The 12,810-nt window shown below is 69.2% G+C and carries 14 protein-coding genes; 9 read left to right on the forward strand and 5 right to left on the reverse strand.

All coding sequences use genetic code 11. From position 1 onward, the window contains the following. Positions 1 to 4: 4 nt before the first annotated feature. The 5 genes from AC4D12_RS11570 to AC4D12_RS11590 all read left to right on the forward strand — a co-directional run bounded on the left by AC4D12_RS11570 (position 5) and on the right by AC4D12_RS11590 (position 3,213). On the forward strand, positions 5 to 382 hold the full coding sequence (locus tag AC4D12_RS11570) for a MerR family transcriptional regulator (protein WP_490950065.1): 378 nt from the start codon (positions 5 to 7) through the stop codon (positions 380 to 382). A gap of 104 nt (positions 383 to 486) precedes the next feature. Further along, on the forward strand, positions 487 to 1,092 hold the full coding sequence (locus AC4D12_RS11575) for a DUF308 domain-containing protein (protein WP_490950066.1): 606 nt from the start codon (positions 487 to 489) through the stop codon (positions 1,090 to 1,092). Between the two features lie 46 nt (positions 1,093 to 1,138). Further along, on the forward strand, positions 1,139 to 1,528 hold the full coding sequence (locus AC4D12_RS11580) for a hypothetical protein (RefSeq protein WP_490950067.1): 390 nt from the start codon (positions 1,139 to 1,141) through the stop codon (positions 1,526 to 1,528). A gap of 32 nt (positions 1,529 to 1,560) precedes the next feature. Continuing rightward, positions 1,561 to 3,036, forward strand: a complete 1,476-nt coding sequence (locus tag AC4D12_RS11585; protein ID WP_490950068.1) for an AAA family ATPase — start codon at positions 1,561 to 1,563, stop codon at positions 3,034 to 3,036. Between the two features lie 51 nt (positions 3,037 to 3,087). Beyond that, a complete protein-coding gene (locus AC4D12_RS11590; protein ID WP_490950069.1) occupies positions 3,088 to 3,213 on the forward strand; it encodes a hypothetical protein in 126 nt (41 codons plus the stop codon). Positions 3,214 to 3,272: 59 nt separating this feature from the next. On the opposite strand, the gene AC4D12_RS11595 is transcribed toward AC4D12_RS11590, so the two are convergent. The 3 genes from AC4D12_RS11595 to AC4D12_RS11605 form a co-directional block, all read right to left on the reverse strand. Next, the gene (locus AC4D12_RS11595; protein ID WP_490950070.1) at positions 3,273 to 3,557 is read right to left on the reverse strand and encodes a hypothetical protein; all 285 of its coding nucleotides are present in this window, start codon (positions 3,555 to 3,557) and stop codon (positions 3,273 to 3,275) included. Between the two features lie 146 nt (positions 3,558 to 3,703). Then, on the reverse strand, positions 3,704 to 4,450 hold the full coding sequence (locus AC4D12_RS11600; RefSeq protein ID WP_490950071.1) for an SDR family oxidoreductase: 747 nt from the start codon (positions 4,448 to 4,450) through the stop codon (positions 3,704 to 3,706). Positions 4,451 to 4,487: 37 nt separating this feature from the next. Beyond that, positions 4,488 to 5,036, reverse strand: a complete 549-nt coding sequence (locus AC4D12_RS11605) for a CGNR zinc finger domain-containing protein (RefSeq protein ID WP_490950072.1) — start codon at positions 5,034 to 5,036, stop codon at positions 4,488 to 4,490. Positions 5,037 to 5,132: 96 nt separating this feature from the next. Here AC4D12_RS11605 and AC4D12_RS11610 point away from each other — a divergent pair, with 96 nt between their 5' ends. Next, on the forward strand, positions 5,133 to 6,104 hold the full coding sequence (locus tag AC4D12_RS11610) for an EamA family transporter (RefSeq protein WP_490950073.1): 972 nt from the start codon (positions 5,133 to 5,135) through the stop codon (positions 6,102 to 6,104). A gap of 54 nt (positions 6,105 to 6,158) precedes the next feature. Further along, positions 6,159 to 6,563: an SRPBCC family protein gene (locus AC4D12_RS11615; RefSeq protein WP_490950074.1), complete on the forward strand. Its 405-nt coding sequence runs from the start codon at positions 6,159 to 6,161 to the stop codon at positions 6,561 to 6,563. A gap of 292 nt (positions 6,564 to 6,855) precedes the next feature. On the opposite strand, the gene AC4D12_RS11620 is transcribed toward AC4D12_RS11615, so the two are convergent. Beyond that, a complete protein-coding gene (locus AC4D12_RS11620) occupies positions 6,856 to 9,033 on the reverse strand; it encodes a putative bifunctional diguanylate cyclase/phosphodiesterase (protein ID WP_490950075.1) in 2,178 nt (725 codons plus the stop codon). A gap of 313 nt (positions 9,034 to 9,346) precedes the next feature. Here AC4D12_RS11620 and AC4D12_RS11625 point away from each other — a divergent pair, with 313 nt between their 5' ends. Together AC4D12_RS11625 and AC4D12_RS11630 are read left to right on the forward strand one after the other, a co-directional pair. Further along, positions 9,347 to 10,003, forward strand: coding sequence for a TetR/AcrR family transcriptional regulator C-terminal domain-containing protein (locus AC4D12_RS11625; RefSeq protein WP_490950137.1), 657 nt, complete (start codon positions 9,347 to 9,349; stop codon positions 10,001 to 10,003). Between the two features lie 302 nt (positions 10,004 to 10,305). Next, positions 10,306 to 11,319, forward strand: coding sequence for a DUF808 domain-containing protein (locus AC4D12_RS11630; RefSeq protein ID WP_490950076.1), 1,014 nt, complete (start codon positions 10,306 to 10,308; stop codon positions 11,317 to 11,319). Between the two features lie 10 nt (positions 11,320 to 11,329). Here the strand turns inward: AC4D12_RS11630 and AC4D12_RS11635 are convergent, their stop codons facing one another. Next, the gene (locus AC4D12_RS11635; protein ID WP_490950077.1) at positions 11,330 to 12,436 is read right to left on the reverse strand and encodes an MFS transporter; all 1,107 of its coding nucleotides are present in this window, start codon (positions 12,434 to 12,436) and stop codon (positions 11,330 to 11,332) included. Between the last annotated feature and the right edge of the window lie 374 nt (positions 12,437 to 12,810).

The raw sequence follows: 12,810 nt of genomic DNA on the forward strand, positions 1-12,810 counted from the left end.
TCCCATGGAGCAGCGCGTCATGCACATCGGCGAGGTCGCCGAGCGGACGGAGCTGTCGCTCCGGACCATCCGGCATTACGACGACGTCGGTATCCTTCCTGCCACGGCACGGACCGAGGGCGGCTTCCGCGTGTACACCGAGCACGACGTCGAGCGGTTGATGGTCATCCGGCGGATGAAGCCGCTGGGTTTCACGCTCGAGGAGATGAAGGACCTCCTGTCGATCCTCGACGCGCTGCGGCAACACCCGGACGGCTCCGCGGAGGCGGACCTCCGCGCCCGGCTTGCGGCCTTCAGGGCTGCGGCGGTGGAACGGCGGGAGACGATGATGCAGACTCTCGCCCGGGCCGACGAGTTCATCGCCGTCCTCTCGGACCTGTAGCCGCTTGGACCATGCTTGCGGGACGGCCGACCAGTACCCCCTTCAGAAGAACTAAACTCGACCTGCCGGGCTGCTCCGTCCGCCACACCTGAAAGGTCCTTCCGATGGCTGTTGCCTCGCCCGCGCCGGGCGCCGACCCCGCTGCCCTGCAGGTGTGGAAGCCCTTCCTGACCCGGTCCGTGGTCAGTGCGGTCTTCGGGCTCGTCACCATCTTCATCCGCGAGCCGTCCACGCTCACCATGTCGTTGCTCGGAGGCGCGTACCTGCTGCTCACCGGGGCGGCCTACCTCTGGACCCACCGGCTCAAGCGCTGGGGCCGGTCCTCGCGGTTGCTCACCGACGTCGGGGCGGGCCTGCTCCTCGGAGCGGGCATCGCGAGCCTCGTCTTCGTCGACGATCGCAGCTTCGCCTTCGCGGGGGCCGTCGCCCTCGTGGTCGGTGGTATCGCCGAACTCGTCCGAGGGCTCGGCACCCGGACGCATCCGGCCGGGAGGGACCTGATCACCATCGGCGTGGTGGGCATCGCCACCGGGCTGATCCTCCCCTTCGTCGAGCCGCTCGGTCCGCACGCCCTCCTCGGCGTGACCGGCGGCGGAGCGCTGCTGACCGCCGTCGTGCTCGGGATCGCGGCCCTGAGCTACCGGCACGATTCCGCGCTCAGCGCATCCGCCGTTCCCGGGACGCACGGGGAGCAGGACACCGTAAACTGAGGTCTCTACGCCGCGTAGAAGTCAGGTCGATCGAAAAGGAGTGCCCGTGGCCAAGCGTCAGCCGGGAGCGCCCAGGCAGGGCCGTTTCCGCTACGGCATCAAGGCTCCACTGCTCTTCTCCGCTGTCCTCGGCCTGGTGGCCGGCGTCGCGACCTCGATCTTCGCGACCGGCGGCGGCAACAAGGTGCTCCGGTACGATCTCGGGCTGACCGCCGGCGGTATCGCCTTCATCGTCTCGCTCGTGATCTGCGCCATGCTCATGATGGCGGAGACCCCGAACCCCGAGCACCTCGGGAAGGGCTCGGGCGTCAACCGTTCCTCGTCGAAGCCCGACCGTAAGCCGCAGGCCCCGGGGGCGACAGCCGCTCCCGCGCCGGCGAAGGACGCCGAGGGCGAGCCCCGGTACGGTCAGCGCCTGCCCGACCAGGACCTCTAGCCTCTCCCTCCACCCGCTGTTAGCCTCCGTCCATGGCGAATGACGTGGACCGGTTCATCGAATCCTTCGGCACGATGGTCAGGCTCGCGCAGGAGGCCCAGATGGGGTCGGCGAAGGGCCGCGAGTTCATCGAGGCTCTCGAGGGGCACCTCGAGGCCCCGCCCGGCACCGTCCCGCTCGTCGTCGAGGACGTGCCCAACAGCCGCTTCGTCGACGCCGACATCATCCTCGAATCGCTGGCGGGACCGGACGCGCGCCTGGTGGGCATCGGCGGCGGCGACCAACGCCACCACCTCTCCCTCTCCGACGTGATCCAGCAGGCGGAGGCCTACGCCACCTTCCCCCTCTCGCAACCCGACTACGCCAACCTGGCGGTCGGTCCCGAGGCGCAGCGACAGGTCCTGGCCTTCGGTCTCCGACTCTTCCGGTACCACGACGCACCTGTGGCCCTGCTCCAGCGGAAGGCCGAGCCCCGGTACGGACGCCAGGCCGGGTCCGTGGAGGTCCTGTGCGCGGATGCCGCCGTGACCGCCGCCCTCCTAGCCGAATTCCGACGTCGTATGCAGGTCGAGAGCGTGCTCAAGGGGCAGGTGCTCTCGTTCGTCCGTGAGGACTTCGGGCCGAGCAGCGCGGGCGTCACCCTCCACCACCGGCCCGTGGTGACGGACGAGGACGTGGTGCTGCCCGAGGGGTTGCTCGACAGGGTGCGTGAGCATGCTCTCGGTATCGCGGCGCACCGCGATGCGCTCGTGGCGGCAGGGCAGCATCTCAAGCGCGGCATCCTGCTGTACGGACCGCCGGGAACCGGGAAGACGCACACCGTGCGGTTCCTGCTCAGCCAGAGCGCCGGGACCACGGCGATCCTCCTCTCCGGCGGGACCCTCGCCCACGTGGGTGAGGCTGCACGCATGGCCCGCGCGCTGCAGCCCTCCATCGTGGTGCTCGAGGACTGCGACCTCATCGCCGAGGACCGGAGCATGGGCCACGGGCCCCAGCCGCTGCTCTTCGAGGTCCTCGATGCCATGGACGGGCTCGACGCCGATGCCGACGTGACCTTCGTGCTCACCACCAATCGCGTCGACATGCTCGAGCGGGCGCTCGCGCAGCGACCCGGCCGGGTGGATCTCGCCATCGAGGTGCCCCTTCCCGCCGAGCACGAACGCGCAGCGCTCCTCCGCCTCTACTCGCGCGGCCTGCCGTTCTCCGACGAGGCGGTCGGCGTGGCCGCCGGGCGGACGGAGGGCACGACGGCGTCGTTCACGCGGGAGCTGGTCCGCCGGGCGGTCCTCGCTGCCGCGTTGCTCGAGGAGACTCCCGCCGACCGGCACCTGCTGGGCGCCGTGGACGAGCTGATGTCGGACGGCGCCGCGCTGACGCGCAGCCTCCTCGGCAGTGGGAGTGGCAGTGGGAGTGGCACTGGGAGTGGTAGCGACGAGCAGGCCGGAGGGCCGGTTCCGGGACGCGTGATCCGCTACGAGGGGAGTTACTCGCCCGCCTACCGGTCATAGCTGTCGATCGCCTTCGACGCGCCCGGCAGCGTCGAGACGCGGGAGGACACGATGTCCGTCGGCCCCACCTTGACCGACGGCGGCTACTCCGAGGACGGCTTCCCGGGGGAGGGTGTCGACGTCGTCGAGCCTCCGGGCACCCCCGCCGATGACGACCCTCCCACCGGTGCGCGGTGAGCGGGGCCTGACGCCGGCCGAACCGGCACCTGACCGAAGCGCCCGTCGAGTCGGGTGGGTCAGAGGAGGTCGGGAAGGACGAGCGCCGTCACGGCGAAGGCCGATCCGACCACCACCGCCATGACCCCGAACAGTCGCGCGTACAGGGGTGTGGAGAGGAAGGACCGCGAGTAGTCGGCGCCCATGGGCCGGTACTCCTTGATGGCGGTGGTCATGCCGTCGGCGGTGCCGTTGATGTTGAGGCTCGCGGAGAGACCCAGCAGGACGAACAGGGTGCCCACCCCCACGAAGGCGTACCGCTGCAGTTCATCGAGATCCATCACGAAGGTGACGAACAGGACCACGAAGCCGAGGAAGATCAGGACGTAGAGCGTCTTCGCGGGTTGCGGGGCCTGCCGATGAAGGAGAACATCCGGTCAGCCTACGACGGCCGACCATCGGGGAGCAGGCGCCCCTGGATCCGCGGATCAGGCGGCCTGCGCCGTAGTGCCTAGCGCCGCTGGTTGATCAGCTGCACGAAGCGCGCGGGCGCGATCCTCGACCCGGCCCGCAGGCGCTTGGCCCCGCCGACGGCGATCTCCTCCAGCCCGCGGTCCAGCCCCCGCAGCGTCTCGGCGATGAAATCGTCCAGCGCCATGACGCCCGGCGGCGTGGAGGTCTGGCCGCGGTGCAGGTTGGTGGCGACGGCCGGCGGGATCACCTCGACCACGTCCACACCCGTGCCCTGCAGCTGGTGCCGCAGCGACATGGTGAACGAGTGGACCGCCGCCTTCGTCGCGGAGTAGACCGGCGCCGCGGTCAGCGGGACGAAGCCGAGGCCCGAGCTCACGTTGACGAGCGTGGAGGAGGCCTGCAGGCGGAGCAGCGGCACGAAGGCGTTGGCCACGTGCAGTACGCCCTTGAGGTTGGTGTCGATCTCCTCGTCGAGCCGCCGTGGGTCCACGGGTGCTTCGGTGAAGTCGATGAGGCGCTGCACGCCGGCGTTGCTGATCACGGCGTCGAGCCCGGGGTGACGCTCCGCGATGCGCGCGGCGGCGTCGTACACCGACTCCGCGTTGCCGACATCCACGAGCTCCATCTCCATGCCGGGGTTCGCCGCCACCACCTCCATGAGGCCGGCGGCGTTGCGACCGCCGATGATCACCCTGACGCCGCGCCGGTGCAGCGCCTCGGCGAGGCCGCGGCCTATCCCGGAGTTGCCGCCGGTGATGAACAGGGTGGAGGGCGAGAAGGTCATGCGCCCAGCGTAGGACCGCGCGGCGCCGGCCCGGGCCTCATGACGCGGTCTGCGCCTTCCTCGCCCGGTAGGCCTTCACGTGTGTGCGGTTGGCGCAGTTGCCGGTGTCGCAGAACCGCTTGGAGCGGTTGCGGCTGAGGTCCAGCACCACGCCGTCGCAGTCCTCCGCCGCGCACGCGCGCAGGCGGTCGAGTTCATGGCCGCGGATGACGTCGGCGAGGGCCATGGCGGCCTCGGTGGCCATGCGCTGCTCGAGCGGGGCCTCCGGCCCGGTGGCGTGGAGGTGCCAGTCCCACTCGTCGTGGCGCACGAGCTGGGGGAGTGCGTGGTGCTGCCGGAGGATCGCGTTGACGTGCGCGACGGCGTCGTCCTCCTCCGCGAACCAGATCAGCTCGAGTTCGGTGCGGAGTTCCCGGACGGCGTCGAGCTCCGCGCGTGTGTGGGTGCGCGAGCCGCTGAAGCGCTGCTCGTCGAGGAAGCGGTCGAGCCCGTCGAGAGTGTCCAGGGGGTCCACGTCGTCCCGGGCGGTGTTGATGAGCGCTGCCGCGGAGGAGAGCGCCACCTCGGTGTCATAGGTGAAAGGCATGTTGACTCCTGACATGATGCTCCTCTAGTGTCACGACCATCACTACCGAACGCTCCTGACACCTGTGCAGCACGAGCGTACCCGAAAGGAGCGGACATGCGTCCCGCCACCGGTCTCTGGATCGCCATCCTGTCCGCTGCGACGTTCGGCGTCTCCGGACCCTTCGCCAAGTCGCTCCTCGAGATCGGCTGGAGCCCCGGCGCCGCCGTCGGGCTGCGTATCGGGGGCGCCGCCGTCGTGCTCCTGGTCCCGGTGCTGATGGCCCTGCGCGGACGCTGGTCCGCGATGCGCGGCAACGCGCTGACGGTGATCATCTACGGCACCACGGCGATCGCCCTCTGCCAGCTCTTCTACTTCAACGCGGTGCAGCGCATGTCAGTCGGCGTCTCGCTGCTGCTCGAGTACCTCGCGCCCGTGCTCCTCGTCGGCTACCTCTGGCTGCGCTCGAAGAAGCGCCCCAATGCACTCACGATGATCGGCTCCGTGATCGCGATCCTCGGGCTCCTCCTGGTGCTCGACCTCGCGGGGGACGCCCGGCTGGACCCGGTGGGCGTGCTCTACGGGCTCGGTGCCGCCGTCTGCCTGATGGTCTACTTCGTGATGTCCGCGAAGATCGACGACACCCTGCCACCGCTGGTCATGGCGGGCGGCGGCATGGTGGTCGCCTCCGCCGTCATCCTGGTCCTCGGGCTCACGAACATCATGCCGTTCCGCTTCGTGTTCGAGGACGTCCAGCTCGCGGGACACACCGTCAGCTGGCTCGTTCCGGTGGCCGTGCTGGTGCTCGTCGCGACGGTCGCCGCCTACGTCACGGGCATCCTCGCGGCGCAGCGGCTCGGCTCGAAGGTTGCGAGCTTCGTGGCTCTCACCGAGGTGATGTTCGCGGTGCTGGCGGCCTGGCTGATCCTCGGCGAACTGCCGGGTGCGGTGCAGCTCCTCGGCGGGCTCCTGATCGTGGCCGGCGTGGTGTGCGTGCGCGTGGACGAGCTGCGCTCCACGGATTCCGACGACGCCGACGCGGCGATCGTGGAGAGGCCCAACCCCGTGGAGCCGCTCCCGCGGGTCTGAGCGGCCGGGACCCGGCCCTTCCCGGACCCCGGAGGTGGGTGCGAGGCTGGCACCATGCGAAGTCAACATGTCAGCCGTGTCATCGCCGCGCCGCCGGAGGCCGTCTACGCCGTGGCCTCGGACCCCGGCAACCTCGCGGCCTGGGCTGCCGGTCTCGCGACCTCCGAGGTGGTCCAGGACGGCGAGCTGCTGTACGTCGAGTCCCCGATGGGCCGGGTGGTGGTCCGTTTCGTCGAACGGAACGGCCTCGGGGTGCTCGACCACGACGTTATGCTGCCGTCGGGAACGGTGGTGACCAACCCCTTCCGCGTCCTGGCTCACCCGCTCGGCGCCGAGGTGGTCTTCACCGTCCGGCAACTCGACCTCAGTGACGACGAGTTCGACCGCGACGTCCAGCTGGTCGGAGCAGACCTCGACCGCCTTGCGGCACTCGTGGCTGCGCGGGCGGGCGCCCGGTAGGCGCGCGCCCGTCCCGGATGGTCGCTCCGGACGCGGCGAACGACGTCGCCCTGGCGGGTGACACCGTTACCACCACACGAAAGCCGATCGGCACAGTGTCCCCGTGCCCTCGGCCGCCGCCAGCGTCGTCGGTGGACGACGTCGCCGCCGGGACCTGAGGTCGAGCTCCCTCGCGAGCACGCTGCGGGTGGTCTCCCTCGGCGTCTCATCCGTCCGAGCCACCAGCGACGAAAGGTGCGCACAGGGCGGCCAGGAGGCCGTCGACCGTAGTCGCCCCTCGCTCACCCCTCGCTCAGGGTTCATCGCTCGCGACGACCGCGCGTCGTGTCCCGGCGTCGCGCGGCTCCTCGTGCTGCGCCACGAGGCCGATGATCCATCGGATGAGGGAACTGCTCGAGGTCTCGCGCGCGCCCTGCGCCAGGTGCTGCTGCGCGTGCTCCCGTAGTATGCCGGGCCCCGCCTCCCTGCGTTCCAGGAACACGGAGAGCGGGCATTTCTCCAGCTCGAGAGGGTGCGGAGCGGCGCGTCGGGCGAACTGCCAGTGGTAGGCGAGCGCACCGAGTGCCGTCTGCGGCGTCGACCCGTCGAGCGTGTAGTCGAAGGACGACACCCAGCGGAAGGACTCTTCGGCGGTCATGGGCCGTGTGAAGAAGTAGCCCTGACCCAGCGGCGCTCCGAGGATCGCGGCCGCTTCGGTGAGGTCCAGGTCCTCCAACCCCTCGATGACCACGTCCATGGCGAAGTCGCGGCCGAGCTGGATGAGGGTCGCCATCATGCTCAGCGTTTCCAAGGGCCGTTCGTGGACGCCCTGGAGCAGCCCGCGGTCCACCTTGAGGGCATCGAAGGGGAAGGAGGACAGTCGCTGGAGACTGCTGTACCCCGAGCCGAGATCATCCATGGCGAGGCCCACGCCGAGAGCGGTGAGTTCCTGCAGGGCGGCGCGTTGGGCATCGAGCTGCATATCCTGTGACTCCAGCAGCTCGAGGCCCAGCCTGTCGGGTCGGATGTCACGGCTGCGCAGGAGCTCGTCGATGCGCCGCGGCAGGCACTCGTCGTGCAGGATCTCGGGGGGCAGGTTGACGGAGACGTCGTGGTGCACCCCCAGGCGGTCCCAGGATGCGATGACGTCCAGCGCTTGTTCGAGGACGCCCCCGAACAACCGGTTCTGGTCCTCAATGGTGAGGTGGGGGAGGAATTCGTCCGGGTGGGCAATCTGGTTGGATGGCAGTTTCAGCCGTGCCAACGCCTCGAGAAGGTGCACCGACCCGTCCCGGAGGTCCACCACGGGTTGGAAGTGCACAACGATGCCGCCATTGGACACGGCCTCACGCACAGTCCCGGGATCAACGGCCGGACGCCGGGGGAGCGTGCCGTCGGCGATCGGGTCGGCGATCGTTGTGTCCGTCCCGGACCCGACGCCGTGTCCGCTCGGCCCGATGCGCGCGTTCCGGCGTTCGAAATGGTGCCCGCCGGCGAATCTCCACCAGGACGGATCCCGAGGCGGGCGGTTCCTGGCGGCGTCCAGCGCCTGGTCGGCACTGCTCAGGATCGAGCGCCTGTCGACCCCGTCGGCTGGGACCAGCGCCACTCCGAGGCTCATGCCGATGCGCACTTCCCGGCCTCCCAGCACGAAGGGTTCTTCGACGGCGCGGTGGAAGCGGTCGAGGATCTCCTGGACGTCCCGGGTCGAGGTGTGCCGGGAGATGTTGCGGAGCAGGAGCAAGAATTCGTCCCCACCCATGCGGGCGAGGATGTCACCGGGCGGGAGCAGGGCCTTCGACCGGGTGGCCCACTGTTTCAGCAGCGAATCCCCGGCAGCGTGCCCGAGAGTGTTGTGCACCAGGCGGGAGCCGTCGAGGTCTATCAGGGCGACGGCGACGGTCGTGTTCTGACCCGCGGGCATCCCCACGGCCTCGGCCACCGCCTGCTCAGCTGCTGTCCGGTTGGGGAGCCCGGTGGCGTGGTCGTGGAAGCCCTGCACCTGGAACTTCCCGAGCTGGGCAACCCTGTTGCTGATGTCGCTCTGCACACTCACGAAGTGGCTCACCTGGTGGCCGCCGCCGACGCGCAGCGGCATGATGCTCAGCTCTGTCCAGAACGGGGTTCCGTCCTTCCGGTAGTTCAGCAACTCGCCATGGAACGCCTGGCCCGAGGACAGCACGTCCGACAGGTGCCCTGTGACCTTCCTGTCCGTTCCCGCTCCCTGCAGGATCCGACAGTCGCGCCCGATCATGTCCGTCGCCTCGTATCCCGTCATCGCGCAGAACGAGGCGGAGACATGGAGGATGCTGCGTGACGCGTCCGTGATGACGGCTATGTCGGCCGTGGTCCGCCGGGCTGCTGCGATGACGGGCGCGAGGTCGACGTCCTGCCTGGTTCGTTCGGAGGGGTCGGGAACCGCAGCTGATCGACCTGGACCGCCGGGCGCACCCGGCCGATCGGGATTGCCCGCACGCGCATACGAATTCATGGTCTCCCTCGTGGGTCGGTGGTCGGCCCGGGCTCGTCAGGCTGCTGTCCTGGCAACAGCCGGGAGTATGCTCAGAGCGCCTCCAGGTTCCCTTCTACAATGTAGTAGCTATGCTGTAGTAGCTACAGCGTAGAGGTTACAGCGCGGGGGAGAAGGCGGCAAGCCATCGATGACACCCGACGTGAGGGAACACGTGAGCAGACCTGAGGTACCGATCGACGCATCCCGATCCGCCGACCTGCCCGGAACCCAGGACCCACCCCGAAGCGGCAACGGCGCCGCGGCGACCACATCAGACCAGCGGGAGGGCAGGCTGAACCGCGCGGTCGTCCTCCAGGCTGCCCTGGACCTGGTCGACGCACACGGTCTGGAGGCACTGACCATGCGCAGACTGGGCACTGAACTCAACAAGGACCCGATGGCTCTCTACCGCTACGCGGCCAACCGGGATGCATTGCTCGACGGGATCACCGAGCTGTTGCTCGAGGAGTGGGATGTAGCGCGTTCCGAGGACTCCTTCTCCTGGGAGGACCAGCTGCGGAAGGCCGCACATGACTTCCGCACGCTCGTGCTCGCGCACCGCCACGTCGTCCCACTTCTCGTGACACGTCCCCTGTCCACGCCGATGGGGTTGCGCCCGCTGGGTGTCCTGCGTCCGCTCGAGCGGATCCTCGCCGTCCTCAGCGGCGCCGGTTTCAGCCCTGCAGCTGCCCTGCATGCGTACCGGGCCTATTACGGCTTCCTCATCGGTCACATCCTGAACGAGCTCGAGGAGTTCGTCGTCAACCCGGACGAGGACGAGCTCGGTCTGAGACTGGGGCTGCACCGGCTACCGAAGAAGGACTTCCCTTACCTGCGCGAGCTGGCCCCCTTGCTGCTCGGCTACGACGGCGAAGCGGAACTCGACCAGGGCATCACGATCCTGCTCCAGGGGCTGCAGGCGCAATTGCTCGATCCTCCGAAGAGCTAGGACGCCGCGAGTAACCACCACGGTGGTTCTCACCGTCCGTCAGACCGAGCTCGACGACGACGAGTTCGCCAGGCACGCGGATCGGGATCTCGTACGGAGACTCCGTGGACGCGGAGCGGAGCGGACCGTCCGCGGGGTGGTGTGAGAGTAGAGGCCACCGCACCCCTGTGCGACGACGTCGACGACATCCGCTCGACCTTTCCGCCGCCGACGCCGTCGCGCCGTCCGCTCTATACTCCGAGCATGCCGATTTTGCTCGAACGACAAGGTCATCGCACGCTCATCACGCTTCGCGTGGCGCTGTGAGCGGCGGTCTGTTCGCCCTGCTCGACGACGTCGCGGCCCTCGCCCGCGTCGCCGCGGCGTCGGTGGACGACGTCGCCGCCGGAGCGGCCCGCGCCAGCGTCAAGGCCGCCGGCGTGGTCATCGACGACGCCGCCGTGACCCCGCAGTACGTCTCCGGAGCCGATCCCTCGCGGGAGCTCCCCATGATCAAGCGCATCTTCTGGGGTTCGCTGCGGAACAAGCTCCTCTTCATCCTGCCGGCGCTGCTGCTCATCAGCGCGTTCATCCCGGGGATCATCCCGTTCATCCTGATGGCAGGCGGTACCTACCTCTGCTACGAGGGCGCCGAGAAGGTCTGGCACAAACTCCACCCGACCCACCACGACGAGAAGAAGCCCGCGGTGGAGCAGGGACCCGAGGCGGAGTCGAAGGTCACGAAGGGCGCCATCACCACCGATTTCATCCTCTCCTGCGAGATCATGGTCATCTCGCTCAACGAGGTGGCGAGCGAGTCCATCTGGTCCCGCGCGCTCATCCTCGTGGTCGTCGCGATCCTCATCACGGTCGTGGTGTACGGGGCCGTCGCGCTGATCGTCAAGATGGACGACATCGGCCTGCACCTCACCACCAAGGACTCGGCGGGCGCCAAGCGTTTCGGTGCAGCGCTCGTGAAGGGCATGCCGAAGGTCCTGGCGTTCATCACCCTCATCGGCACCGTGGCCATGCTGTGGGTGGGCGGGCACATCATGCTGCAGGGCGCCTACGATCTCGGCTGGCACGCGCCCTACGACCTGGTGCATTCCCTCGAGGAGCCATTCGTCGGCATCGCGGCCGTGGGCGGCGCTCTGGCCTGGATCGTGAACACCCTGTGCTCCGCGATCGTCGGCGCCATCTGGGGCGCGGTCGTCATGGCCGTCATCCACCCGCTGCTGAAGGTGCTGCCCTTCGGCAAGGACAAGGGTGGTCACGAGGAGGGCGATATCCGCGCCGCCCTGGCCGGTCACAAACGGACCGGGAGCACCGCCCGCTGACCAGCGCGCGTCAGGACTCGACGTCGGCGGCGTCGATCGCCGCGTCCGTCAAGAAGGGCATGAGGGTGAGCAGCGAGAGAGCGAGCACGCCCATGATGCCGAACATGACCTGCAGCCCCAGCCACTGCGCCAGCACGCCGCCGGTCGCGGCGCCGAGCGGCATGGACCCCCACGCCAGCAGGCGGTAGGCGCTGTTGACCCTGCCGAGCAGGCGGTCGGGCGCAATGCGCTGGCGGACGGACACGGTGATGACGTTCCACAGCACGACGGCGACGCCGCCCACGAAGAGCGCCGCTCCCAGCGCGTACGGGCTGGTGGTCAGCGCGGGGGCTCCGATGAACACCGAGAAGCCGACGACGGACGCGGCCAGCGCCCGCGAGCGTCCGAGCGCGGCCTCGATCCGCTCGGCGACGAAGGACCCGACGATGGACCCCAGCGCGGCGGTGGTCAGCAGGACGCCGAACTCCACCTCGCTCAGTCCCATCGCGGAACCGGGCCCCACGGCGAAGAGCACCAGGACGGCGAACGCCGCATTGGAGGCGAAGTTGGAGACCCCCGTCATGACGGCGAGCGTGCGGAGGAACTTCTGGTGCCAGAGGAAGCGCAGGCCCTCGGCGACGTCGTGGCGGAGGGTGGTCCTCACCTCGCGTTCGATCCGGAAGCTACCGCGGACCAGCAGCAGGCTCCCGACGGCGGCGAGCCAGAGTGCCGCCGGCACGGCGAACCCGGCCACCACTCCGGCGGCGACCAGGAAGCCGCCGAGGGGAGGCCCCGCGAACTGGTTGGTGGTCAGCTCCACGGCGTACAGCCTGCCGTTGGCGCGGGAGAGCTGATCGCGGCGCACGAGCTGCGGGAGGATCGACTGCGCCGAGGTGTCGTACAGCGTCTCGGCCACGCCGACCAGCAGCGCCACGGCGTAGAGCGCCCACAGGGAGCCGGGATCCAGCAGGATCACGGCCACCAGGGCGGCCGGGAGGATGGCCCGGCACAGGGTTGGTGCCGTCTCCGCTGGCGTTGAGCCCGTACACGAAGCGGGCGGTTTGAACGTCCGCACCGGTACCGGAGGGGTTGCCGCGCAGGACGGTTTCGATCCAGTCGCTGCGGGTGCTGGCAGCACCGGCGCCGTAGGTGAACTTGTGCGGGGCCTGACCGGATTCAGTGACCGAGGTGAGGGTCGGGACGCCGGCGGTCGTCGCTGTCCCGTACGTGTAGGCCGTGGCGAAACTGTTGCGCGGGTTGATGACGGTCGTCAGCTTGCCGGTGGTGTTGTACCGATAGTCGGCGACCGGTGCGGTGGCCATCGTCGATGTGGAGGGATCCCACGCGGTGTAGGAAATCTTGTCGACCTGGCCTGCAATCTTCCCGTCCGTCGTCGTAGCGGTGTAGGTGATGTCCAGTGCCCGACATCCCTTGGTCAGGGCGCCGGTGGCCGGACAGGTGGTGCCTTCCTCGACGGGAGCGAGGATCCGGATAACGCGTCCTGTGCTGTCG

The organism is Arthrobacter sp. TJ-266 (assembly GCF_058269115.1).